The organism is Microcoleus sp. BROC3 (genome assembly GCF_036702515.1).
GTDB lineage: Bacteria > Cyanobacteriota > Cyanobacteriia > Cyanobacteriales > Microcoleaceae > Microcoleus.
The window spans coordinates 1-24563 of sequence record NZ_JAUBTQ010000012.1 but is presented as its reverse complement, the minus strand read 5'-3'; the positions used below and the strand labels follow the sequence as shown (position 1 = coordinate 24563).

Sequence of the window (24563 nt, the reverse complement as noted above, 5' to 3'; positions counted from 1 at the left end):
TTATCAACAACAATCTCTTGCATACACTAGGAAAAATAAAAAAATGTTGAAGCAGCGCCAAATCTTAGGAAGCCTCGGAAGTTTAGGAATTATGCTCGGAATTGCATCCGGAGTGCGAGCAAATCAAATATCAATCCCTCCTGCAAATTCAACCGCTCAATTTCCGCATATCGAACAGCCGTTAAGTTTAAAAGTTGGCGTAACAGCAGGCGGATTGACATTAATTGGTTTAGAATTGTGGTGGTTTTTGTTCAGTAAAAAGCAAGCTAAAACTAGGTAAACTTTGCCGGCGCGGTTTTTTCCAGCAAGAAATCGCTAAAATAGATGAAAGCTTAAGAAATTTGGAGTGAGCTAAATGCAATTACTACACACGATGCTCCGAGTCGGCAACCTGGAAGAATCCCTCAAATTTTACACCGAGGTTCTGGGCATGAAATTGCTGCGGCAAAAGGACTATCCAGACGGTAAATTTACTCTGGCTTTTGTTGGCTACGGCGATGAATCCGACACGACAGTTTTGGAATTAACATACAACTGGGGCGTCGAACAGTACAATTTAGGGGATGCTTACGGTCATATTGCGATCGGCGTTGACGACATTTACGGTACTTGCGAAGATATTAAAGCCCGCAGCGGTAAAGTTATTCGGGAACCCGGCCCGATGAAGCACGGTTCAACTGTCATCGCTTTTGTGCAAGACCCAGATGGATATAAAGTTGAATTAATTCAACTGGAAAATCAAGGTAGCAACACCCAGAAAGTAGCAGCAACAACCGCATCCTAACTTTCTTAAGAGGGGGAAGGAGAAGGAAAAACTATCTTCCCTCTTCCGTTTTCCTTTTGACAACAGTCGTACCCACAACTGTCAACTGTCAACTGTCAACTGTCAACTGTCAACTGAAACTTTTAATGCGATCGCACCGACGGTACAAACTGCTGCAAGTAACTCTTTTGCCACAAAATAGAAAAACTGTTGCCTATTTGACTTAAACTATCAAATTTAGGAATTAGTTTAGATTCTCGGCGCTTGTCTAAGGCAGCTAGCGCCGAAAAGAAGACAGCTAATAATAACAAAAATACCACCATCACAATAAAGAAAATAGTCCAATAAACTACAAATTCGCTTTTGTAGCTAACGGTGAATATCGAGTTAATCACTGAATCCGATAAATACAAGAGCAGCCCTACTGAAAACCACACTCCGAACAATACCCACGTCCACTTAAACATATCTGTTGCAGTCTTGTTATTTTTAGACACAGAAAGTTCTAAATCTCTAATTAGGCTGTTAATTTTTGACGTGACTTCATACAAAGTATATTGCAAAGACTCTCTGATATAATTTAGCTCGTTGTCGAGGTTTATGCACTGCTCGGAGGTGCTTTTGTCAAAACTGAGGTTTTGGAGTTTCTTGCGGTGCACAGACAGTTTATGGCCTAGGGTGTAATCCCATTTTTGCAGCCGCTCTATAGTCAAATACAAAAGTTCCCTATTAGCATCTAACAAGCTCTGGCAATCTACGATCGACTTAACTAACTTGCTGAGATTGTTGATCTGCTCGTCTACAGTATTTTGGTATTCCCTCTGTTTAGCTGACAAGAAACTTGCCATTTCGACATCCCGATCGCCGCACAGCGACAAAGCCTCACTATACACCTTGTCAATTTCCATTTTATCTAGATACAGTGACGCTTTGCACTCCTCTATTTCGGGAATAGTCAGACATTCTAAGGGCTGATGTTTTACATTAAATTTATATACTAGCGCTGTCAGAATCTGCGCCGATTTCCGGTCAAGCTTGTCTTTGTAAGGTTCTAAAATAATTGCAGCTAGATTTTTGACTCTCGCTTCCGGGTGGTGCAGGAAATCAAAAATTTTGGCAAGTATTTTGGAGAATTCCAAGTCATTAAAATTATTTTCCGCAACTTCCAAAAAGTTTGTTACCGCTGCATCCTTTTTGGCATTCAATTTGTACGGGCCCGTAAGTGTGATCGCAGCAAATACTCTCTCGATCCAAAACAAATATTCCTCGCAATCCATTGGCAGGCCCGGCAGCAGCCAGCTAGGGCCGTACACCCAAAAATCGAGACAATTCTCATATTCCTGACTGCTGTCATTTCTACTGTCGCCCAAAGCAAATTTGTTGATTCCTAACAGTTTAATTTGCTCTTCTACAACCAGCCGCTCAATTTCGCCTGGATTAATTTTGACATTGACAGCACATTCATCGCCTTGTCGTTGCCCTGCTTCATCCAACCAAATTGACTTAATAGTAACAGCCGCAGACCACCGAATTAAAGGAGTCGATCCCCCTACCGCTTCCTGTTCTAACGCCGCCAGCAGATTTTTGCTAAAATTACTTGCTCTAGCCGCTCTCTCACTTGATATCAGCTCATCTCGCACCTTCCCCAATGCCTGAATCCCCAAAGCGCGAAACAGCAAATTCGGATGGGGTTTTCTGACGGATTCGGGTATATTTTCTCTGAATATTCCGCTTTTCGGTAGGCCCACAACTTCAGCAAAAGGCTCAATGCCGCACTGTTGCAGGATTTTTTCAACTATGTTTATTCTTTGCCAGGGCTGAGTATATTTAGTGAGAATGAAGATTAGCGCTGTGCCGCTGCACCCGATTGACTCAGGGATGCTAGTGCGATCGACTTTCCACAGATTGCTCGTCATAATTTGTCGCGATGACAATTGTTAGATATTGACGCCGTTATTTTATGCTTTATTCAACCTTACATCTACTACTGGTTTTTGTCAATATTCTTCCGGGACGCATAGGGAGCTATAAACGCGGTTTAACAAGTAAATTTCTCGTGATTAAACCGCAGATTTTTCCTATAAACCGGGTTGAGAAAGGCAAATGTGCGTCCAGAACTAAATATATAATTTTGCAGTAATCGGTCAACAGTAAAATTTTTAGGTTGGGTTGCGTGACCCTACCTACTATAATGTTTTCTTTTTCGGAGTTTTTAATATTTTGTCCGTCACCATTTCGTCAACGATTAAGTCGCTGATAATTTTAGCTCCGTGGGAGGTAAAATGCACGCCATCATTAACTTTTACATAGCCTCGTTTTCCCGATTTGTCAGCAACTACGGGAACAAATTTTCCTGCTTCTGTAAAACGCTCCCAAGTAGAAATAAATTCGATTTTGGCTGAAGATTTGCTGGCATTTTTATATATCTCGTTCATCACAGGAAAAGCTTTGAGATACAAAGATTTCTTAGGTATCGATTGACCGATCCAATACACTTTTCTTACGGATGACGAATCCAGTAAATTTGCATATCTTTCAACTCTTTCTTGATAAGCTTTTTGCCATTCTTTCGTCATAACAGCCCGGGCTTTTCCTTGAAAATCAATAATATTTTGAGGGTCATTGGCCCCGAACAAAACTATCACTACATCCGGCTGGTAATTATTAATAATTTGGCGACTTCTGGCATACCAGTCATAATAATCTATCCGATTTAGTCCAGTCGATACCTTGTATTCAATTTTTGTATCGGGGATATTGTATTTTTTCTTAAGAGTGTACTGGAGTTGAATTCCTAAGTCGAACATTACGGAATCTCCAATACATAAAAATTTGCGATAAGGTCTGGTCAGTTTTGGTTTAGCTGGAGTTGGTTTTTTAGCATTAGCAGGCTTTGGAGGTTCAACAGCCGCTTTTCTTTCGGTTGTGACCGGAGGAAGTTCTGATTCTTTGGGGAGGCTATCGAAGTTAATATCTTTAATTTGGCTCCAAAAATCTTGTTCGGATTTTCTGAAACCGTCTATTTCGATCTGGCGCGCGGCTTGTTTAATTTCTGGACTGGCGAAAGGAGTTGAAGCAAAGCTTTTCAGAAATAATGATAAGTTTGAAAATATTAAAGTGAGAATTACAGAAGTAACAATCAGCAAAATTTCCCGGTCTTTCATATTTCTTAGAAATTAAAGTAAATAAAAGGCGGAACGGTACTAGGCCCCAACATCAAGATAGTATACACGAGCAGCGAAACTAAGACAACCCGAAAGAAAATGTTTTTTAATGACAATACGGTTTGCAATAGTTTCGCGATGCGATCGCCCCACAAGTTGAGCGCGCCAATAACTGCAATTACTAAATACAATTGCCAAAAGTTAAATTGAAAAGTTGCGACGGCAGGATGGACAATTCCTTCAAAAAAACTCACCGCAGTTTCCCAATTGGGAGTGCCAAAAAATACCCAGCCACAAGTAACAAAAGTAAATGTTAGCAGCCAACTGCAAAATTTAGCAAATCGGGGAAACGCATAGTCTAATTTAAAGTGGATAGCTTGGGGGATATCTTTACATAAATGGTTGACAATTAATCCTAAACCGTGAATTGCTCCCCAGAAAATAAAGTTTAAACCTGCGCCGTGCCAAAATCCACCGATCGCCATTGTTAAAAATAGATTTAGGTACTTTCTCAACTTGCCGTATTTGTTGCCGCCAAAGGGAAAGTAAACGTAATCTCTCAGCCACTCCGAAAGACTGATGTGCCACCTTTTCCAAAATTCTTGCAGACTGAGCGATCGGTATGGCATATTAAAGTTGGCAATGGGTTTGAAACCCAGCAAACAGGAGATACCGTTGGCTAAATCCGAATAGCCGCTGAAATCTACATAAATTAAACAGGAATAGGAAATTGCCGCGAGGATTAAATCTATGCTGCTGTACTGCTGGGGGACTTTGAATGGTAAGTCAGTGAAGTTAAACAAAAAGCTCGATAAAGTATATTTTTTGAAGAGTCCAGACAAAATCAAAACTATAACTTCTTCGATTTGATAGTCGTATTTTTCTGGTGAATGTAGCTGCAAGTAAAATTCGCGAGCTCGCGAGATTGGCCCAGAGGCAATTTGCGGAAAGTAGGTAATGTAGGCGGCATAGTCTATAAATTTTGGACAGGGTATTTTTTGCTGGTAGCAGTCGATTAAATGAGAAATCATTCTAAAAGTGTAGAAAGACACGCCGACGGGGGCGATTATTTGCAAAACTGGAAAGCTGGCTGGAATTTGTAGCTGGTTCAGTATCTCAAATAAAGAAGTTACAAAGAAGTTGCAATATTTAAAGATGCCGAGATAGGCAATGTTGAAAACTAAGCCGGAGATTAAAGCAATTTTTTTATACTTATTGTTGCCGAGAACCCGGAGAATGATATAGTTAGAAGCTGTAGAGAAAACGAGGAGCAAGAGAAAGTCGAAACTCCAAAAGGAATAAAATAATAAACTTGAAATTAACAAGACAATTTTATACAAATTGACTTGGGGTTTCACAGAGACTATCGCGCTAAAAATAATTAGGAAAAAAACTAGAAATTGGTAAGTGGGAAATAGCATAAGTCTCAGCCGATAAAAAATCTTGTTTGTGGCAATATTTTTATAAGTACGGCCAGCCAACCTATCCCGAAGGATATCGCCAGAGTCGGTCTGAACGCACCAAATTTCGGGGTGGATAGCGGACTGTAAGCTTTTGCAAGAGGTCAATTAGGCCACAACTTCCGCCCTAGTTAACCGCACTCATAAATTCATAATCCTGTTTAAAGATTATGATGGTTGTGAGACGATGTATTAACGGATAACAACAGGAATCCCCTTGATTGCGAGGAACCAACGTGCAGCCAACAGACCCTAGCAAATTTACAGATCAAGCCTGGGAAGCCATTGTCAAATCCCAGGATGTCGCCCGCCGCTTTGCCAATCAGCAGCTAGAGGTTGAACATTTAGCCATCGCCCTTCTCGAACAGCAAGGCCAGGCCAACAGCATTCTTAGCAAAGCTGGAGTCGATGCCGCCCGCTTTGCCCAGCAGTTAGATGCTTTTGCCAAACGACAGCCCAGAGTTGCCAACGCTGACCAACTATACCTCGGTCGCGGCTTAGAAGTGATGTTAGATGTTGCCGAGGCCACCAGGGCGACTTGGCAAGATAATTTTATCGCCGTTGAACATTTATTAATTGGCTTAGTAGAAGACGAACGAGTCGGCCGCAGGTTGCTGACAAAAGGCGACGGCCCGCCGGGCCGCCCCGGTTACGATCGCAAACCCCCAGCCGGTACGATCGATCGACCAAAACTCGAAGAAGCAATCAAATCTTTCCGCGCCACTGCTAAAACCCAAGAAAAAAATTCCGAAACGGGGAAAGGCAGCCGCAGCAACGCTAAAGCCCAAGATCAAGATGGCGAAGCTAACTCCGACGCCCTCAGCAAGTACGGACGCGATTTGACAGAAGCCGCCAAAGCCGGCAAACTCGACCCAGTAATCGGCCGCGACGAGGAAATCCGCCGCGTGGTACAAGTTCTTTCCCGTCGTCAAAAAAACAATCCGGTGTTAATTGGCGATCCCGGAGTCGGAAAAACTGCGATCGCCGAAGGTTTAGCCCAGCGAATTGTCAACGGCGACGTACCGGAATCTTTGAAAAATCGCCAGCTATTTAGCCTCGATATGGGCAGTTTAATTGCTGGGGCAAAATTCCGGGGCGAATTTGAAGAACGATTGCGGTCTGTACTGCGGGAAGTCATCGATTCCGACGGGCAAATTGTCCTATTTATTGACGAATTACACACGGTTGTCGGCACCGGCGGCGGTGGCAGTTCCGGTTCGGGAATGGATGCGGGAAATTTGTTAAAACCAATGTTGGCGAGAGGCGAATTGCGCTGCATCGGCGCTACAACTCTCGACGAATTCCGCAAGAATATTGAAAAAGATCCTGCACTAGAACGCAGATTTCAACAAGTATTTGTCGGCGAACCTAGCGTTGAAGATACTGTTTCGATTTTGCGCGGATTGAAAGACCGTTACGAACGCCACCACGGGGTAAAAATTACTGATTCGGCCCTGGTAGCTGCTGCAACTCTGTCTTTTCGCTATATTTCCGATCGCTTTTTGCCGGACAAGGCGATCGACCTCGTAGATGAAGCGGCCGCCCACTTGAAAATGGAGATTACCTCTAAACCTGTGGAATTGGAAGGCATTGACCGCCGGGTGATGCAGTTGGAAATGGAAAAATTGTCGATCGAAGGCGAAGGAAAAGGTGCTCTAGCCCCTGGGCTCGGCTTCCGCGTCGAACGCATCACCTCTGAGATTGACATTTTAAAAGTCAAGCAGGAAAAATTGTCCTCTCAGTGGTTGGGCGAAAAGCAGTTGTTGGATGCAATCAATAAATTGAAAGCAGAAGAAGACCAATTGCGAGTCCAAATCGAACAAGCAGAAAGGGCTTACGATTTGAATAAAGCCGCACAGTTAAAGTACGGCAAGTTGGAAACGGCGGTGCGCGATCGCGAAGCGAAAGAAGCGGAACTTTTGAAACAGCAAGCTCAAGGTTCTTCCCTGCTGCGCGAAAAAGTTACTGAGGGCGATATTGCGGAAATTGTCGCTAAATGGACAGGCATTCCGGTTAACCGGTTGTTAGAGTCCGAACGCCAAAAATTGCTGCAATTGGAAAAACACTTGCACCAAAAAGTCATCGGTCAAGAGGAAGCTGTAACAGCCGTGGCGGCGGCAATTCGGCGCGCTAGGGCGGGGATGAAAGACCCCGGCAGGCCGATCGGCTCTTTCTTGTTTATGGGGCCCACAGGCGTCGGCAAAACTGAGTTAGCGCGGGCGTTGGCGGAGTTTTTGTTTGACAGCGATGATGCGATCGTCCGCATCGATATGTCGGAATACATGGAGAAGCACAGCGTTTCCCGGTTGGTAGGAGCTCCCCCCGGATATGTCGGTTACGATGAAGGGGGACAACTTTCCGAAGCAGTGCGGAGACATCCTTATTCGGTAGTGCTGTTTGATGAAGTGGAAAAAGCGCACCCGGACGTATTTAACATTTTGCTGCAAGTGTTGGATGACGGCAGAATTACCGATTCTCAAGGTCGAGTGGTTGACTTTAGAAATACCGTAATTGTGATGACTAGCAATATCGGCAGTGACCACATTTTAGACGTGTTTACTAAGAAGGAAAAAACAGTCAAAAAACCTGCTAGCCGGAAGCAGGAAACGAAAGATTTGTCAAGTCAAAAGACAGATTATAAAGTGGCTGCCGACGGTACTGTCGAGGTGTCGGCCCAGCGAGTCGATGCTGATACTGTAACCAAGAGTGAAAACAAGAGTGAAAACAAGAGCGAAAATGAAAATTTATTGACTCAAGAACGGGAGACAGACCAAGAGTACGAACAGATGTTAAAACGGGTGATGACAGCGCTGCGATCGCACTTTCGGCCCGAATTTCTCAATCGGGTGGACGAGATAATTTTGTTCCACACTTTGAGCAAGGTGGAACTGCGGCAAATAGTCAGTATCCAAGTGAAGCGGATCGAGCGGTTGTTGGCCGAGCAAAAAATTACTTTGGAACTGTCCGATGCGGCGAAAAACCATATCACAGATGTCGGTTACGACCCGGTTTACGGCGCTCGTCCCTTGAAACGCGCCATCCAGCGGGAGCTGGAAAACCCGCTGGCAAACAAGATTCTGGAAAATGCGTTTGTGGAGGGTGATACAATTGCGATCGACTGCGAAAATAACACTTTGCAGTTTCGCAAAAAAGATTCTCGCCCAGCGCTAGTCGGTAATAGTTTGTAGTTGCCGAACAGCTAGGAACAGGCAGGATGCCTGTTCCACAAATAATAAGTCTTCTTGTGGAACAGGCATCCGCCCTGTTATTGAAAATTAGGAACAGGCAAGATGCCTGTTCCACAAACCCTCAATTCTCTTGTGGAACAAGCATCCTGCCTGTTATTGAATATGGTGAAACCTGTTACTTGATATCAAGAATTCGAGATGGTGCGGCTACCATAGGCATCCATGCTATAGGCAGGAACGCGAACGCTGTAATCCATCTCTGTTGCTGTGATTGCTACAGCCAATTTTTCAAAAGATTCATCGTTCCAATTCCGCTCGTGGATGGGCTTTGACTGTTCCCCGAGGAAATATGCTTGAGTGCCAATTAATGCTGCTGCGACCCAACCGACGATTAAAAGAGAGATTACAATAGCCATATTTGCTTTTTCCTTAACTTTTGTTGCTTTATGTAAACTAATGTAACGAAAATTAGTAATAAACGTCAAGGTACTGTAATGTCGTGGCAACCGTCCGGCAGGTAGTAAATACCGCACCTAATCCTGAGTCTGTAGGGTGCGCTTAGTGTCAACAAGGGCTCGCTCCCCCCTAGCCCCCCTTAATAAGGGGGGACAAGAGTGTTCTCAAAGTCCCCCTTATCAAGGGGGATTTAGGGGGATCTAGACTGGGCTACCAGCGAGAGATACAGAGGGGTTTCAGGCTTAAGTTGACACGCCTTGGTAGGGTGTGCACCGCGCACCGGTCTTTCGGGTGTGCACTGCGCATATGTATCGGAATTGTGAACTGTATCCGAAATAGCAAAACTGATTTTTAGGATTTTATAGTTAAGAAATTATAAGTTTTGCATTAATAAATTACGATTAACACTCTGCCGCTGGCATGAGGAATAGCGGCCAAATTATAAGTTATGATTTATCAGTTTGGATGGGAACTAACAAATCCCAATTACCAAATTTTAAGTACAAATTACCAATTACCAATCATCGCTACAAATCATGCCAAACTCAATGTTAAATGACGACCCGTTGTGGTTCAAAGACGCGATTATTTACGAAGTACCAGTTCGGGCTTTTGCCGACAGCAATGCAGACGGCATCGGCGACTTTAGAGGGCTGACAGAAAAACTGGATTACCTGCAAAACTTGGGAGTAACAGCAATTTGGGTACTACCATTTTTTCCCTCGCCGCTCCGAGACGACGGCTACGATACATCTCACTATACCACCGTAAACCCGATTTACGGCACATTAGAGGACTTTAAAGACCTTTTAGAAGCAGCGCACCAACGGGGAATTCGGGTCATTATTGAGTTAATTGTCAACCACACTTCTGACCAGCACGCTTGGTTTCAGCGAGCGCGCCGCGCCCCGAAAGGAAGTAACGAAAGAGATTTTTATGTGTGGAGCGACACGCCGGAAAAATATCAAGATGCTCGGATTATTTTCCAAGATTTTGAAACATCTAATTGGGCTTGGGATGCGGTAGCAAAAGCTTATTACTGGCACCGTTTTTATTCCCACCAACCCGATTTGAATTACGACAATCCGGCAGTCCGCCAAGCCATCTTAGATGTGGTAGATTTCTGGTTGGCACTGGGAGTAGACGGACTGCGGATGGATGCGGTGCCTTACCTTTACGAGCGCGAAGGTACTAACTGCGAAAACCTGCCAGAAACTCACCTATTCCTGAAGCAATTGCGGCAGCACGTAGATGAGAAATTTCCGAACCGGATGCTGCTTGCTGAGGCGAATCAGTGGCCGGAGGATGCAGTTCAATATTACGCTGCCGGGGATGAATGTCACATGAACTTTCATTTTCCGCTGATGCCGCGTTTATTTATGGCTTTGTATATGGAAGATAGCTTCCCAATTAGCGACATTCTCCAGCAAACTCCGCAGATTCCCAATAACTGTCAGTGGGCATTATTTTTGCGGAATCACGATGAATTGACGCTGGAAATGGTGAGTGATGAAGACCGAGATTATATGTATCGGGTTTACGCTCAAGACACTCAGGCGAGAATTAATTTGGGAATCCGCCGCCGCTTGGCTCCTTTGATGGGAAATAACCGCCGCCGCATCGAGTTGATGAATGCTTTGCTGCTGTCTCTTCCGGGTACGCCGGTGCTTTACTACGGCGATGAAATTGGCATGGGAGACAATATCTATTTGGGCGATCGCAACGGGGTGAGAACTCCGATGCAGTGGAGCGGCGATCGCAATGCCGGTTTTAGCCGTGCTAACCCGCAGCGGCTTTACGCACCGCCAATTGTTGACCCTGAATATCACTACGAATCTGTTAACGTGGACGCGCAGCGGGCGAATCCGAGTTCTCTGTGGTGGTGGATGAAACGCCTGATTGCAATTAGGCAGCGCTTCCAAGCATTCGGCCGCGGAACTTGCGAGTTTCTGTACCCGGAAAACCGCAAAGTTTTAGCTTTTGTACGCACTTATCAAGACGAACACATCCTCGTAGTGGCTAATTTGTCGCGCTTCGTCCAGACGGCAGAATTAGACCTTGCACCCTTTAAAGGTGCTGTTCCGGTGGAGATTTTCGGTCGCACGGAGTTTCCGGCTGTTGGCGAGTCGCCTTACTTTTTGTGCTTGAGTCCTCACACGTTTTACTGGTTTACTCTGACTGTTAAACAAGAAGATTTTTCGTTGCACGGTTATCAGACAGACTTGCCGAGTTTGGCGGTCATCGGCAATTGGAAAACCGCTTTTGCTACAAGTCAGTTAAGCGATATGCTGCTCTCTATTTTGCCGAATTACTTGCGGTCCAGTCGCTGGTTTATCGGTACAGACAGGACAACTCAATCATTAGAAATAAGTGAAGTTGTGCCTGTTGAAATTAAAGATAGTGCGGGGGAGCAATCTACAGTTTACATTCTGTTTTTGCAGTTAAATTATACTGAAGGTATGCCGGAAACTTACGTTTTGCCTTTAGGTTGGGAAGAGATGAAAGGCGATGCGGACGATCGGGCGATCGCGCGCCTGCACTTCCCAGAAACCAACGAAGTCGGGATACTATTTGATGCTGCGGGCGACAAAGGTTTCCTGAGCGCGTTGCTGGGGGCGATCGCCAGTTCTCGCAGTTACAAAGGTGCCGCAGGTCAACTGGTAGGAATTGCCGACAGTCCATTCAGATCAGAACAAGATTTATCGCACCTCGAACCTCACCTGTTCAAGAAAGAACAAAGCAATACATCCGCAGGTTACGGCGACCGCTTCGTCCTGAAAATATTGCGAAAAGTCGAGGAAGGCATCAACCCCGAATTAGAAATCGGACGCTTTTTAACAGAACGCAACTCGATTCAACACTACGCTCCAATTGCCGGAGCATTGGAATATCACACACAAGGAAAACAAGTCGTTACAGTCGGAATACTACAAAAATTAATCCCCGACAGCATAGACGCTTGGTCTTATACATTAGACACACTGCGCGACTATTTCGAGCAAGTAATGACAGTAGAAGCAAAGCATTCCGGCGATAATTTATCAACTTCCCCCGAAAATTATTTACCGAGCACTTTGACTGCACAAATGCAGCGGCCGTCCAACTCGCTAGTAGCCGATTTATCCCTAGAAATTCCCGCCTTAGCTCGCGAACTAATCGGCTCTTACTTAGCATCAGCAGAACTTTTAGGTCAGCGGACCGCCGAACTTCACCTAGCTTTAGCTTCTGACATAGAAAATCCCGCTTTTGCCCCAGAAAACTTCACATCATTTTACCAGCGTTCGATCTATCAACAGATGAGAAATCTAGCAGGAAGGACTTTGCTGCTACTAAAAAAACGGCTGTCCCACCTGCCACCTGCCACCCAAAAATTGGCACAAACTCTGCTCAACCGCGAAGACTTGCTGATGGAACGTTTCAAGTCTATTTTGAACTTGAGAATCACGGCTGATAGAATTCGCTGTCACGGTGATTTTCATTTCGGGCAAGTTCTTTATACAGGCAAAGACTTCGTAATTATTGATTTCGGAGGAGAACGAAATCGACCCTTAAGCGAGCGGCGGATGAAAAGGTCGCCCCTGCGAGATGTTGCGGGAATGCTGCAATCTTTTAATTACGCTGTTACTTTGGCACTCCGCAATGAAGTAGAAAGCGGCATGATTCGCCCTGAAAATCTCCCGGAGATGCAGCAGTGGGCGAACGTTTGGCATCGCTGGGTTACCCTGACTTTTGTCAAGAGTTATTTGGCGACAGCAGCCGATGCCAATTTCTTGCCAAAATCTATCCCGGAACTGCAAGTTTTGCTCGATGCTTACATCTTAGAAAAAGGGGTTGCCGAACTGGTATACGAACTCAATTACCGCTTGGATTCGGTAGAAATTCCCCTTCAGCGGATTCTACAGTTGCTGCCCCGTTGAGTAAATAAGTAGGATGCGTGACTTTCTAGTTGTTCAATTAACAGCGAGATGCTGGAGAGTCACGCACGTTACACCATACCAAATCTGCTTTGATAACGACTTTATCGACCAAGAGAATGCGCTGCTATACAAACAAATTCCGCGCGACGCGAGACTGCAATAAAAGATAGTAAAAAACAGATTTCCTATTACTTAAAATAAAGAGCTGCTTGATACAAAACTTGTTCTTGATGAGTTAACAAAGTGCAGTCAGAAAGCGGGTAAGCCACACAAGTAACAGCGTAGCCAGCTTGCAATTCTGACGGCTTCAAAAACTTTTGTTCGCTTTGGTCGATTTCACCGCTCAGCAGTTTGACAACGCAAGCTGAACACTCTCCTTGCTTGCATCCGTTCGGCAAGCGGATACCGGCATCTTCTGCCATATCTAAGATATACTGGTCGTCTGGTACTGCGATCGTGCGATCGAGCGCGATCGCCTCATTCACCAACCGAACTTGATAAACAGCCATTTCTACCTCTTATATTTGTACTGCTTGTATTCAATCAAAATAGATGATTGCCAATTCACAAAAAATCAAAATGTAGGGTGCGCACTGCGCACATTCCGCTATACATGATAGCTAAAAAAACCGATATTTTCAAAACACCGGTTTTTTTAGAAACCACAAACTTGAGCGCTATACTAGACAAGTGCTTCTTGATAATCGAGATTTTCATCTAGATAAATAGCCCGAATATCCTCCGGCAAGTTGGATTCTAAACTTTGATATCCTTTTTGCAGCAAAGCCTTTACCTGAGCGGGCGAAATAGCTTCGCCTTCTGCTTGCAAATAAGCTGCAATTCGAGTTTCGCTCCAGCGGAAAGTCTGAGCCATCAACACCACTAAACGCGGCAGGGGCGCTAACAATTCTAAGGCTTGTTTGACGTAACACCACAGGGGAGGCGGAGCCGATTGCAAAGAGTAGTGAATCGACTCAACAGGGGGCAATTCAGCTTGATTTATGCACACTGCGGTGACATTAATGAGCCAGTTTTGGAGACTGAGATTTCCGCCATCAGACTCTTGGGTTTCGCGGCGTAAATCGAGGCCTCGGAGTTCGTGATAGATGTGCAGCCAAGTGTGGGCAAACAGGTAATCGCCTTGTACGGGCGATCGTACGGAATGGCGAATCAGGGAGTGTACAATTTGAGCGTAGCGGCAAAAAATCGCCGTGAAGAAGCGACCCTGATCGGGATGGTTTTGAAACAGAGTCAATAATTCCTGGTCGCTGTGATGGAACAGGGATTTGACCACAGGATGGTTGAGTTCTGAAAAATTAGGGGTTTGCACAATAGTTATGGAAAGGTTTGGAGAATAAATGCGGGTGCAGCCCGATTCTACAACACGATATACATTTGATGCAAGTGCTTAAAAAATATGTTGATAATAAAGTCAAATTAATTATATAATTAAGTTGTAGGTGACGGTGAATAAACCTCAATTAGTAGAGCGATTTTTATTTGTTCACCGTCACCTACAAAGGTTGTTTAAATGGTAAATTATTTGTATGTCTAGCATTAATACTGGTATCGAATGGACTGACAGAACGTGGAATCCAACGACGGGCTGCGATAAAGTCAGTCCGGGCTGCACGCATTGTTATGCCGAAGCATTAACAAAAAGGTTTCACACTAATTTTCCTAACGGTTTTGATTTAACACTGCATCGCGAGCGGCTGCAAGAACCCAAACGCTGGCGAAAACCGAGCCGCATTTTCGTGAATTCGATGAGCGATTTATTTCACGAAGAAGTTCCTTTTTCATTCCTTCAAGAAGTTTTTGAAGTGATTCGAGAAACTCCTTGGCACGTATATCAAATTCTGACCAAAAGACACGAACGCCTTCGCGAACTAGCAGATAAATTAGACTGGCATGACAACATTTGGATGGGAGTTTCTGTGGAAAATCAAAAGTACGTTGACAGGATTGATTGTTTGCGAAAAGTACCTGCCAAGGTCAGATTTCTCTCGTGCGAACCGCTTTTAGGTGCTTTGGATATTGATTTAAAAGGCATTCATTGGGTAATAGTTGGGGGAGAATCTGGACAAAAACACCGTCCCATGCAAGCAGAATGGGTTGAGAGTATTCAACAGCAGTGTGAGGAGGCTGAAGTAGCATTTTTCTTCAAGCAATGGGGAGGTAGAACACCTAAAGCTGGTGGGCGACTTCTGGATGATAAAATTTGGGATGAGATGCCGGAAGCATGGGATAAACATCAAAGTCAATTTAATGGCTACACTTTCAGGATGAGTCGTAACTCAAATAAAGTAGTAGCACCTACTTTGGTAAAAATGTAACTGTCACCTTCTCTCCAAATGTAATTTCTCCTTTGTACTTCCTTCGTTTACTGGCAGGTGGAGCTGCTATTATTTTACCTTGTTGTTCGAGTTTCTTAAGAGCTTCTTTGTAATTTTTACTAATGTAGCGCTTGCCAACATGATGCTGATTGTAAATTTGTTCCATAGTCATCGTCTGAGCGGCAAATTCATCCAACAACAAATTTTCCAGCTCATCCAGAGGACGGTAAAGCTCATATAAGAGGGGATATCTAGGTGGAGCGGGATTGTATTCAAAAGAAGAAACACCTTGTTTAGCGCTAGAGCTTTCTCCAGCCATGATTTCTTTCATGATTGAATAACCCAAAACATTTTTTGATACAAAAATTAAATGATGGGTAGTCCGATTACCACCTTCATTTTTAAAGCAAAATGGGAGTACATATGAGCCACCTATTTCTTTCAAAGCCTGAGAGATAGCCTCCACAATTATTAACTCTCGCTCCTCTGGTTGCTTCGATTCAAGCTGTCCCCTAAGATTGTCGGCTCGTTCTTTACCGAAGAGAGAATTCATGTGCTTCTCTACGGCTGTATTATGCAATCCCATGTTGATCCGGTTGTAGTTAAAGAAAAATATACAATCACAACCCCAATCTTTGATGACCGCTCCAATTAGCGCAAGTGACAAGCCTTTATAACCCCAAGGGTCGATAAAGAATAGTGTAGGAATCTTAGTGATTTGTTTAATTGCTTGAACAATTTCTTCTCCAACCTCCTTATTTAAAAGTATTGGCTTATGGGTTAACCTGCCTATATCTGGGATGGATTCTATAGCCTGCTGGAGAGACTGAGTATTATTTGAGTCCTTATCATTAAACAAGGTTACTAGCATTTGTGACATATCTGGATCGGCAATAGCACGTTCCAAGATAAGTAATGGAGTAGACTTAGAACCGTCTTGATAGCGACCTGGCCCAGAGAACAAATCAATATAGGCAATTTTATTACTCCATTTCTTTGCTGTGGGTATAATTACCTTTGCCCAGGCCCAAAAGTATTTAGCAACTATTTCTGATTTTACTAAAGAATTATCTCTGGACTCATCAAAGAAAGAACTGTCAGGCATCACAGTCACCTCTACAATTTAGTTAATTTTACTGCGGCTACATAATTGTACCATAACCTCCACCCCCAGGAGTCTCAATGACAAACACATCCCCCGGCTGCATTTCCCCAGTCGCCGTACTCCCCAAATCCTCAACTTTTCCATCAACCTTTTCAACATAATTCCGCCCAACTTTCCCTGTTTCTCCCCCATTCAAACCGCAAGGAGAAATCACCCGCCGCCCCGATAAAATTCCCGCCGTCATCGCCTCTCGAAAGCGCACTCGCCGCACAACTCCATTACCCCCGCGATGATATCCATTCCCCCCACTATGAACCCGAATTGCAAAACTTTCTAACAACACTGGAAACCGCCATTCTAATACTTCAGGATCAGTTAAACGCGAATTAGTCATGTGAGTTTGAACCGCATCAGTACCGTCAAAATCTGCCCCAGCGCCCGAACCGCCGCAAATAGTTTCATAATATTGATAGCGCTGATTTCCAAAGGTAAAATTATTCATAGTTCCCTGAGAAGCCGCCATCACTCCCAAAGCACAATACAAAGCATCGGTAATATTCTGCGATGTCTCCACATTTCCGGCAACTACCGCCGCTGGATAGCGAGGATTCAGCATACAGCCTTCGGGATTGAGGATTTCGAGAGGTTTCAAACAGCCCGCATTTAGAGGAATATCGTCATCTACCAAGGTGCGGAAAACATACAAAACAGCCGCTTTGCACACCGCAGCGGGAGCATTAAAATTGTTGGATTGTTGAGCAGAAGTGCCAGTAAAATCTATTTTTGCACTGCGCGCAGATTTGTCAATTGTAATCGCTACCTTAATTTGTCCGCCGCTATCCATCGGATAAGTAAACTCGCCATCTTGCAACACATCAATTACCCGCCGCACTGACTCCTCAGCATTGTCTTGCACAAAGCCCATATAAGCTTGCACAGTCTCTAATCCATAATGTTCTACCATCTTGAGAAGTTCTTCTGCCCCGCGCTTGTTAGCAGCAATTTGTGCTTGCAAATCGGCTAGATTTTGAGCGGAATTGCGAACAGGAAAATTACCCGCTGTCAGAATTTCTAGTAATTCTTTTTCTCGAAAAAGTCCCTCGCTTACTAACAGGAAATTGTCAAGCAATACGCCTTCTTCGGTTACTATTGTACTGTTGGGAGGCATGGAACCGGGAGTAATGCCGCCGATGTCTGCGTGGTGTCCCCGCGAGGCAACATAAAACAAAGGAAGGGAGGAATCGCGATCGAATACTGGAGTAATAACGGTGATATCGGGTAAATGCGTGCCGCCGTTGTAGGGATTGTTAGAAACATAAACATCGCCCGGTTGAATCGCATTGCCTCGTGCTAAAATTAAAGCTTCAACGCTTTCGCTCATCGATCCCAGATGTACGGGAATGTGGGGCGCGTTGGCAACTAATTGGCCGTTTTTGTCGAAAATTGCACAGGAAAAGTCGAGACGTTCTTTGATGTTGACTGAGGAACTTGTGTTTTGCAATGTGACGCCCATTTGTTCCGCGATCGCCCGAAACAAATTATTAAAAATTTCCAGCAAAACCGGATCTGATTTAACCGCAGATAAACGCGAATGAACGCCGATATTATCTGCGTCCACCTGCGTGCATCTGCGGTTCAAAATTAGATCGTTTCTTTCTGTTAATACCCCTTCCCAGCCCGGTTCTATGATATTAGTTCCCGTAGCTTCAACAATCATAGCAGGGCCTTCTATGCAGTCGCCCGATCGCAAATCGTCTCTCTGATAAACAGGCGTTTCCCGCCACCCGCCAGCAACATAGGTTTGCACCGTTGAAATTGGTTGCACAGGCAAGATGCCCGTGCCACCAGAGGGGGAAATTGTGGATGCTTCCGGCACATCCATTCTTTCTACAACTTCCACCGAAACCGCTTCCACAATCAGCGGTTTTTCTGGCATAATAAAACTGTAACGCTGTCGGTGGGCAGCTTCAAATTCAGCCTGCATGACCTCAATACTGTCAGCAAAATCAACCGCCAAAACCGAGTCACTTCCCTGATATTTTAAGCGCAGCTTCCTAACAACTAAAACCTCTGACTCATTCTCTGTGTTCTCTGCGCCTCTGCGGTTCAATTCCCTCTTCCCCTCAGCCTCCAATGCAGTTAAAATATAATGCAAATCCGCTAATAATTCTGCATTTAATTGTTGCTCGATCGCCCTTTCGCGAATAGCCCGCACATCAGCCAAACCCATACCGTAAGCCGACAACACACCCGCATAAGGGTGAATAAATACCCGTTTCATCCCCAAAGCATCCGCGATCGCACAAGCGTGTTGGCCGCCCGCACCGCCGAAACAGCACAATGTATACTCCGAAACATCGTAACCGCGCTGAAGCGAGATTTTTTTGACAGCATTCGCCATCTTTTCCACCGCGATCGCCAAAAAACCCTCCGCCACCTGTTGGGCCGTCCTCTCGCCCCCAATTTCCGCCGCTAATTGCCCAAATTTTTGGTTTACTACGTCAGGGGCGATCGGCAAATCTCCATTCAATCCAAATACTTTCGGGAAAAAATCCGGTTGAATTTTCCCCAACATCACATTGCAATCAGTCACCGTCAAGGGGCCGCCTTTGCGATAACAAGCAGGCCCAGGATTGGCCCCTGCAGACTCCGGCCCGACGCGGTAGCGAGCCCCGTCAAAAAAGACAATTGAACCGCCGCCGGCTGCTACAGTGTGAATTGCCATCACGGGCGATCGCAATCTCACCCCAGCAATTTCCGTCTCAAATTCGCGTTCGTATTCGCCGTTAAAATGGGCAACATCTGTCGAAGTTCCGCCCATATCAAAGGTAATAATTTTATCAAAACCTGCCTTTTTGCTCGTTTGAACAGCACCGACAATTCCCCCAGCAGGCCCGGATAAAATACTGTTTTTTCCTTGAAATTGTGCCGCGTCCACTAAGCCGCCGTTGGACTGCATAAACATTAATTTGGGGGATTGGGCATTGGGCATTTCCTCGTTCCCAGGCTGTGCCTGGGAACCCATATCCAGAGGCTCTGCCTCTATTAATTGACTGGTTACTTGTTCGACGTATCGACGTAAAATCGGAGATAAATAAGCATCGACAACCGCAGTATCTCCCCGCGAAACCAGTTTCATCAGCGGGCTAACTTCGTGAGATACTGAAATTTGAGTAAAGCCAATTTCTTTCGCTATTTTAGCAACTTGTTTTTCGTGTTCCGAGTAGCGGTAGCCGTGCATGAATACGATCGCACAACTGCGAATTCCCTCATCGTATGCTTGCTGCAAAGACGGGATAAACTCGGGATTGACAGGAGTTAACTCCTCACCTTGAGCGCTGTAGCGTTCCGCAACTTCAATAACTCGATCGTACAGCATCTGGGGCAAAACAATGTGGCGGGCGAAAATATTCGGGCGGTTTTGATAGCCAATTCTCAGCGCATCGCGGAAACCTTTAGTAATTAACAGAATTGTGCGATCGCCCTTTCGTTCCAGCAAAGCATTTGTCGCCACCGTCGTCCCCATTTTAATCGCTTCAATTTCGGCGGCGGGTATAGCTGCGTCGGCGGGAATTCTCAAAATATCCCGAATTCCTTGAACTGCCGCGTCGGTGTAGCGTTCTGGGTTTTCCGACAGCAGCTTGTGAATGACTAATTTACCATCGGGGCGCTGGGCGACAATATCGGTAAAAGTACCGCCGCGATCGATCCAAAATTGCCAGCAAGTGCGATCGGGATAAGTAGGATTCATATCTCTTTTTTTTGAAATTTTTGCTTGATTAATTTACAAGTATTCAACCAACTTCTGTTCGAGTCAATTCATAAAACTCATAACTTCTGGTCATAAAAGTCATAATTTCTGGTCGCTCAAACTAGCAGGCGCTCGATCATGTTAATTATAGATGTCGAATGCCCTTGACTAACCCCTGACAAACACCAGCCAGAAAATCTAAATCCAAAGTCTCAATCCTATCGCTTTCTCGATGATAATGCGGATTCCGCATATTAGCAGTATCAGTCACCATAATAGCCGGATAACCATTATCCCAAAAAGGAACATGATCGCTGCGGCGAGTATCCGGCACAATTAAACCTCGATTCGGCACCGATAGCCACTCGCAGGGCTGACCCGATTTGCGAATTTTGCCACTCAAATTAATCAAATCGGGAACCGTCCGCAAAGTGCCAATTAAAGCAATAAAATTGCCACTATTTGGATAAAAATATTTCAAGCCAGCGGGATAGCTTTGAGAATTAGGAGTATGGCGGCAATAACCCAACATTTCCAAAGAAATCATTAACCGGATTGACTCTTGCTGTTGCTTGTATTTAGCTGCATGATGACTGCTTCCAAAATAACCGTATTCTTCCATATCGAAGGCAACTAATTGCACTGGATATTTGAGCGGCGCAGATGCGATATCCCTTGCGAGTTCCAGCAAAACAGCAACACCAGTAGCATTATCATCGGCCCCAGGTGATCCGGGTACAGTATCGTAATGAGCACCAATTACGATCGGCGGCAACCGCTTCTTAATCTGCTTTTCAATACCCAGATTGTCTTGCTTCGCCCCCGAAGCTTGGGGTGATTCTTCTTGCTTCGCCCCCGAAGCTTGGGGTGATTCTTCTTGCTTCCGCCCCGAAGCTTGGGGGGGACTGAGGGGGGGTAAATCCAAAATCAAATTGTGATGAATTCGGCCGCGAACCGAAAAATCGTCAATTTCTACAGTCCCCCACTGTGCCAACTGTTCGCGGATGTATTGCTGAGCATAAAAATGCCCTTCGGATGCGAGGTATGGATTGCGATCGCGTACAATTTGAATCAGATGGCTGTGCAAGCGTTCTTTGAGATTCATGCGATCGGAGATACAATGAGTACACTAAGATTATATGGGATTGAATTATGATTGGAGAAGTCAGAATCGAAAATTATAAGTCGATTCAAAAGCTGAAGCTAGAATTAGGACGAGTCACCGTATTGATTGGCGAAAATGGCTGCGGCAAAAGCAATATCCTAGAGGCGATCGCCCTTGCTTCTGCTGCGGCCGATATTAAGCTGGATAACGAGTTTTTAGCTTCTCGGGGCATCAGAGTTACAGAACCTCAATTGATGCGATCGGCTTTTGAAATGGAAAATTTGGTTAAAGAGATCAAAATTGACTTAAGATGGAATGATGGTCAAGAATTTAAGTGTCGTTTACAAAATGATAACTCTCCCTATTCTCAGTGGGTTTATGACAGCAATTATTATATTTCTTATAGTCCAGTTTACGATTTTGTAAGTTATCATACTGGCACCAATATAGAAAAAAATAAAATTTTTAAACATCAGGCTTATCAAATAGTTTGTCTAAAAAAATTTATAATTTACTCTCCTGAAAACCAAGCTTTACGAACTTTTGAAAAAGAAGGCCAAATTCAACCATTAGGGATTAATGGAGAAGGTTTGTTTAAACTTTTAAAATTTTTGAATTCTGATGATCACCAAGAGCACCTTAAGGAAATCAAAAAAAAGCTGCAACTGATAGATTGGTTTCAAGATTTTGAAGCTCCTCCAAATTTATCAAATATTCAAAACTCTCTCCAAATTAAAGATAGATACTTAGACCCAGATTTAACTTACTTTGACCAAAGAAGTTCTAATGAAGGCTTTTTATTTTTGCTTTTTTACTTCGCTTTATTTATTAGCGATATCACACCTAAATTTTTTGCAATAGATAACATTGATGCTTCCCTCAACCCCAGATTGTGTCGCAGATTAATGCAAGAATTAGTCGAATTAGCAAAAAAACACGACAAACAAGTTATATTCACAACCCACAACCCGGCAGTTTTGGACGGTTTGGATTTAGATGATGATGAACAGCGGCTGTTTGTGATCTACCGCAACCAATTAGGGCATACTAAAGCTAGACGCATTCTCAAACCTGAACCTCTAGAGGGACAAGAACCTGTAAAATTATCCGAGGCTTTTTTGAGGGGCTATATCGGAGGGCTTCCTAAGAATTTTTAATATGATTAGTTTTGGATTAATTACTGAGGGATTGACTGACCAGATTGTGATTGAAAATATTTTAGCAGGATATTTCAAGAATCCCGATCTAGATATTAGACCGCTTCAACCCGAAAGAGATAAAAAAGATGAAAACAAATTTAAAGGTTATGGTAGTTGGAGTCAAGTTTTTGCTTATTGCCGTTTAAAAGATTTTCAAGAAGCGTTTCAATTTAATGACTATATAATTATCCAAATAGATACTGATGTTTCAGAAGAGTATGGTATCCCACAGCACGATGAAAATGGTGAATTTACTCCTAAAGAGTTGATTGAAAAAGTTATCGAAAAGTTTAAAGAGGAAATTGGCGAATATTTCTACAGTCAATGTCAACAGCGAATCATTTGGGCTATATCAGTACACTCTATTGAGTGTTGGTTGCTGCCACTGTATTATAAAGACAACAAAAAGTCTAAATTCAAAAATTGTTTGGAAACGTTAAATAAGGAGCTTGTAAAGAAACATGATTTTACAATTGACGCCAAAAACCCTGAATATTATCGGAAAAGTTCCAAACAATATAGCAAGCATAAGGATTTGATGGCTTGTTACCAACACAATCCCAGTTTGACAAGTTTTCTAGTAGAGATTGAAAGCAAAAAAATTGTTGTTGTTTTAGAAGACGAGTGGTAAAGTTTCCCAATTCTCCATAAACTCCACCTGCTAAACTTCCGATTCCATTTCGCCTACCCGCACCTGCACCGGCAAGTCCACGGAATTCAACTCAGAAGACTCTAACAACCCCGCTGCTTCCTCCTCAGAATTTGCTTTGCCCGATGATCGCACTTTTCGCAATTTCTCACCCAAAGTATCCCGCTGGTTAATCAAATAAATACTCACCAAAGTCAGCCCAACTCCCATCGATTGTAGCGGATTGAGCACTTCGCCCAAGAACAAATTGCCGAATAGCAAAGCAAATACAGGCGTAAGAAAGGTAAGAGAACTTAAACTTGTCAGACTGCCACTCGAAGCAAAATAAAAGAATAAACCGTAGGCGATCGCACTTCCGAACACAGTAGAATAACCTAACGCCATCCAGCCGGAAAAATCGATATTCACAAACTGCTCAGACTCAGTTGCAGCAGAAATTGCCAACAGCGGCAAACCGCCTAAAATCATGTGCCAACCAGTCGCCACCACCGGGTCAACATAACGGCAAACCCAGCGCACCAAAACCGTACCCACAGCCATCGACAAAGCTGCCAACAGCATCAACCATTCTCCATCCTGAAACAACTGTTCGATACCGCCAGAAACCGGCGCGTTTTCAGGATGAAAAAGCCCCAAAATCCAGCCATCCGGCAACCCAATTAAACTGATGCCCGCAACGCCAATAACTAATCCCAACCAGCCCCAAAAACCAATTTTTTCTTGAAACAGCCACAAACACAAAATCGCCACAGCTAGCGGTTGAGAATCAATCATCACCGAACCCAAGCCGGCACCGGTTCTGGTCAAACCTTCAGCTAAAAAGCCTTGAAATAAAGTACCGTCAACTAAAGCAAACAGCGAAATCCACAGCCAAGCTTTCCAACCCTGCGGCTGCGGTTTTCCCATGAATGCGGCCGCCAGCAGCACCAACACGCCCGCAGGTATCAAACGCACGACGGCCACAAACAGTGGCGTTGTGTGCGGCATCACGCCCTTCATGGCTACCATCGCGGTTCCCCACAGGAAAAACGGCGCAATTAGCAACAGCGGGGCAAAAGGCAATTTTGAATCGGTAAGTTTTAGCTGCATGGCGAAGACTCCAAATAATTGATGAGAGTGGCTCTCATGAGAATGATGTAGATTTGTTAAGCAATTTTTACAATTATATATTGGTGTTGAGTTAAATGCGATCGCACAAATCTCGGCCATGAGGAACAGGCAAGATGCCTGTTCCACAAAATCAAGGTGGAACAGGCATCTTGCCTGTTGCGGCCATGAGGAACAGGCATCTTGCCTGTTCCACAATCGAGAATTTTCTTGTGGAACAGGCATCTTGCCTGTTGCGGCCATGAGGAACAGGCATCTTGCCTGTTCCACAATCGAGAATTTTCTTGTGGAACAGGCATCTTGCCTGTTGCGGCCATGAGGAACAGGCATCTTGCCTGTTCCACAATCGAGAATTTTCTTGTG

General features: G+C 44.4%; 18 protein-coding genes. 7 read left to right on the top strand and 11 right to left on the bottom strand.

The genetic code is table 11. From position 1 onward, the window contains the following. Positions 1-43 precede the first annotated feature (43 nt). Positions 44-280 carry a hypothetical protein gene (locus tag QUB30_RS10020; protein ID WP_333332625.1) on the top strand — a complete coding sequence of 79 codons (237 nt, stop codon included), beginning with the start codon at positions 44-46 and terminating at the stop codon, positions 278-280. Positions 281-355: 75 nt separating this feature from the next. Beyond that, entirely contained in the window at positions 356-784 is a 429-nt protein-coding gene (gene gloA / locus QUB30_RS10015; RefSeq protein ID WP_333332622.1) for a lactoylglutathione lyase, read from the top strand. Between the two features lie 122 nt (positions 785-906). Here the strand turns inward: gloA and QUB30_RS10010 are convergent, their stop codons facing one another. The 3 genes from QUB30_RS10010 to QUB30_RS10000 all read right to left on the bottom strand — a co-directional run bounded on the left by QUB30_RS10010 (position 907) and on the right by QUB30_RS10000 (position 5285). Then, positions 907-2679, bottom strand: a complete 1773-nt coding sequence (locus QUB30_RS10010) for a hypothetical protein (RefSeq protein ID WP_333332618.1) — start codon at positions 2677-2679, stop codon at positions 907-909. A 270-nt stretch (positions 2680-2949) separates the two neighbouring features. After that, a complete protein-coding gene (locus QUB30_RS10005) occupies positions 2950-3927 on the bottom strand; it encodes a DUF459 domain-containing protein (RefSeq protein WP_333332616.1) in 978 nt (325 codons plus the stop codon). 5 nt (positions 3928-3932) lie between these two features. Continuing rightward, positions 3933-5285 carry an MBOAT family O-acyltransferase gene (locus QUB30_RS10000; RefSeq protein ID WP_333332613.1) on the bottom strand — a complete coding sequence of 451 codons (1353 nt, stop codon included), beginning with the start codon at positions 5283-5285 and terminating at the stop codon, positions 3933-3935. A 338-nt stretch (positions 5286-5623) separates the two neighbouring features. Between QUB30_RS10000 and QUB30_RS09995 the strand changes: the two genes are divergently transcribed. After that, positions 5624-8575 carry an AAA family ATPase gene (locus QUB30_RS09995; protein ID WP_333332918.1) on the top strand — a complete coding sequence of 984 codons (2952 nt, stop codon included), beginning with the start codon at positions 5624-5626 and terminating at the stop codon, positions 8573-8575. A 185-nt stretch (positions 8576-8760) separates the two neighbouring features. Here QUB30_RS09995 and QUB30_RS09990 read toward each other — a convergent pair whose 3' ends face one another. Beyond that, positions 8761-8991, bottom strand: coding sequence for a photosystem II protein, Psb35-related (locus QUB30_RS09990; RefSeq protein WP_333037381.1), 231 nt, complete (start codon positions 8989-8991; stop codon positions 8761-8763). Between the two features lie 588 nt (positions 8992-9579). On the opposite strand from QUB30_RS09990, the gene treS reads away from it, so the two are divergent. Further along, positions 9580-12948, top strand: coding sequence for a maltose alpha-D-glucosyltransferase (gene treS, locus QUB30_RS09985; protein ID WP_333332610.1), 3369 nt, complete (start codon positions 9580-9582; stop codon positions 12946-12948). Between the two features lie 188 nt (positions 12949-13136). Here treS and QUB30_RS09980 read toward each other — a convergent pair whose 3' ends face one another. Both QUB30_RS09980 and QUB30_RS09975 read right to left on the bottom strand, forming a co-directional pair. Further along, a complete protein-coding gene (locus QUB30_RS09980) occupies positions 13137-13457 on the bottom strand; it encodes a 2Fe-2S iron-sulfur cluster-binding protein (protein WP_333241388.1) in 321 nt (106 codons plus the stop codon). 173 nt (positions 13458-13630) lie between these two features. Next, positions 13631-14278 (bottom strand): sigma-70 family RNA polymerase sigma factor, encoded by a 648-nt coding sequence (locus QUB30_RS09975; protein WP_333060700.1) that lies wholly within the window; start codon positions 14276-14278, stop codon positions 13631-13633. A 217-nt stretch (positions 14279-14495) separates the two neighbouring features. Between QUB30_RS09975 and QUB30_RS09970 the strand changes: the two genes are divergently transcribed. Beyond that, entirely contained in the window at positions 14496-15284 is a 789-nt protein-coding gene (locus tag QUB30_RS09970; RefSeq protein WP_333332608.1) for a phage Gp37/Gp68 family protein, read from the top strand. Here QUB30_RS09970 and QUB30_RS09965 read toward each other — a convergent pair. The 3 genes from QUB30_RS09965 to QUB30_RS09955 form a co-directional block, all read right to left on the bottom strand. Beyond that, positions 15265-16389 carry a three-Cys-motif partner protein TcmP gene (locus QUB30_RS09965; protein ID WP_333332605.1) on the bottom strand — a complete coding sequence of 375 codons (1125 nt, stop codon included), beginning with the start codon at positions 16387-16389 and terminating at the stop codon, positions 15265-15267. The genes QUB30_RS09970 and QUB30_RS09965 overlap by 20 nt on opposite strands. A 37-nt stretch (positions 16390-16426) precedes the next feature. Further along, positions 16427-20140: a hydantoinase B/oxoprolinase family protein gene (locus QUB30_RS09960; protein ID WP_333332601.1), complete on the bottom strand. Its 3714-nt coding sequence runs from the start codon at positions 20138-20140 to the stop codon at positions 16427-16429. Between the two features lie 145 nt (positions 20141-20285). Beyond that, on the bottom strand, positions 20286-21245 hold the full coding sequence (locus QUB30_RS09955; RefSeq protein ID WP_333332598.1) for a M28 family peptidase: 960 nt from the start codon (positions 21243-21245) through the stop codon (positions 20286-20288). 47 nt (positions 21246-21292) lie between these two features. Here QUB30_RS09955 and QUB30_RS09950 point away from each other — a divergent pair, with 47 nt between their 5' ends. Together QUB30_RS09950 and QUB30_RS09945 are read left to right on the top strand one after the other, a co-directional pair. Beyond that, entirely contained in the window at positions 21293-22402 is a 1110-nt protein-coding gene (locus tag QUB30_RS09950) for an AAA family ATPase (RefSeq protein WP_333332595.1), read from the top strand. Between the two features lies 1 nt (position 22403). After that, positions 22404-23075, top strand: coding sequence for a phage tail protein (locus QUB30_RS09945; RefSeq protein WP_333332591.1), 672 nt, complete (start codon positions 22404-22406; stop codon positions 23073-23075). Between the two features lie 30 nt (positions 23076-23105). Here QUB30_RS09945 and QUB30_RS09940 read toward each other — a convergent pair whose 3' ends face one another. Together QUB30_RS09940 and QUB30_RS09935 are read right to left on the bottom strand one after the other, a co-directional pair. Then, the gene (locus QUB30_RS09940) at positions 23106-24182 is read right to left on the bottom strand and encodes a DMT family transporter (RefSeq protein ID WP_333332587.1); all 1077 of its coding nucleotides are present in this window, start codon (positions 24180-24182) and stop codon (positions 23106-23108) included. Between the two features lie 56 nt (positions 24183-24238). Continuing rightward, a partial coding sequence (locus QUB30_RS09935; RefSeq protein ID WP_333332583.1) for a hypothetical protein occupies positions 24239-24563 on the bottom strand: 325 nt, incomplete at its 5' end.

Excerpts from the sequence above, each read along its gene's own strand:
- QUB30_RS10020 (WP_333332625.1), top strand. The coding sequence starts at position 44 with ATGTTGAAGCAGCGCCAAATCTTAGGAAGCCTCGGAAGTTTAGGAATT.
- gloA (WP_333332622.1), top strand. The coding sequence starts at position 356 with ATGCAATTACTACACACGATGCTCCGAGTCGGCAACCTGGAAGAATCC.
- QUB30_RS10010 (WP_333332618.1), bottom strand. The coding sequence starts at position 2,679 with ATGACGAGCAATCTGTGGAAAGTCGATCGCACTAGCATCCCTGAGTCA.
- QUB30_RS10005 (WP_333332616.1), bottom strand. The coding sequence starts at position 3,927 with ATGAAAGACCGGGAAATTTTGCTGATTGTTACTTCTGTAATTCTCACT.
- QUB30_RS09990 (WP_333037381.1), bottom strand. The coding sequence starts at position 8,991 with ATGGCTATTGTAATCTCTCTTTTAATCGTCGGTTGGGTCGCAGCAGCA.
- treS (WP_333332610.1), top strand. The coding sequence starts at position 9,580 with ATGTTAAATGACGACCCGTTGTGGTTCAAAGACGCGATTATTTACGAA.
- QUB30_RS09980 (WP_333241388.1), bottom strand. The coding sequence starts at position 13,457 with ATGGCTGTTTATCAAGTTCGGTTGGTGAATGAGGCGATCGCGCTCGAT.
- QUB30_RS09970 (WP_333332608.1), top strand. The coding sequence starts at position 14,496 with ATGTCTAGCATTAATACTGGTATCGAATGGACTGACAGAACGTGGAAT.
- QUB30_RS09965 (WP_333332605.1), bottom strand. The coding sequence starts at position 16,389 with ATGCCTGACAGTTCTTTCTTTGATGAGTCCAGAGATAATTCTTTAGTA.
- QUB30_RS09960 (WP_333332601.1), bottom strand. The coding sequence starts at position 20,140 with ATGAATCCTACTTATCCCGATCGCACTTGCTGGCAATTTTGGATCGAT.
- QUB30_RS09955 (WP_333332598.1), bottom strand. The coding sequence starts at position 21,245 with ATGAATCTCAAAGAACGCTTGCACAGCCATCTGATTCAAATTGTACGC.
- QUB30_RS09950 (WP_333332595.1), top strand. The coding sequence starts at position 21,293 with ATGATTGGAGAAGTCAGAATCGAAAATTATAAGTCGATTCAAAAGCTG.
- QUB30_RS09945 (WP_333332591.1), top strand. The coding sequence starts at position 22,404 with ATGATTAGTTTTGGATTAATTACTGAGGGATTGACTGACCAGATTGTG.
- QUB30_RS09940 (WP_333332587.1), bottom strand. The coding sequence starts at position 24,182 with ATGCAGCTAAAACTTACCGATTCAAAATTGCCTTTTGCCCCGCTGTTG.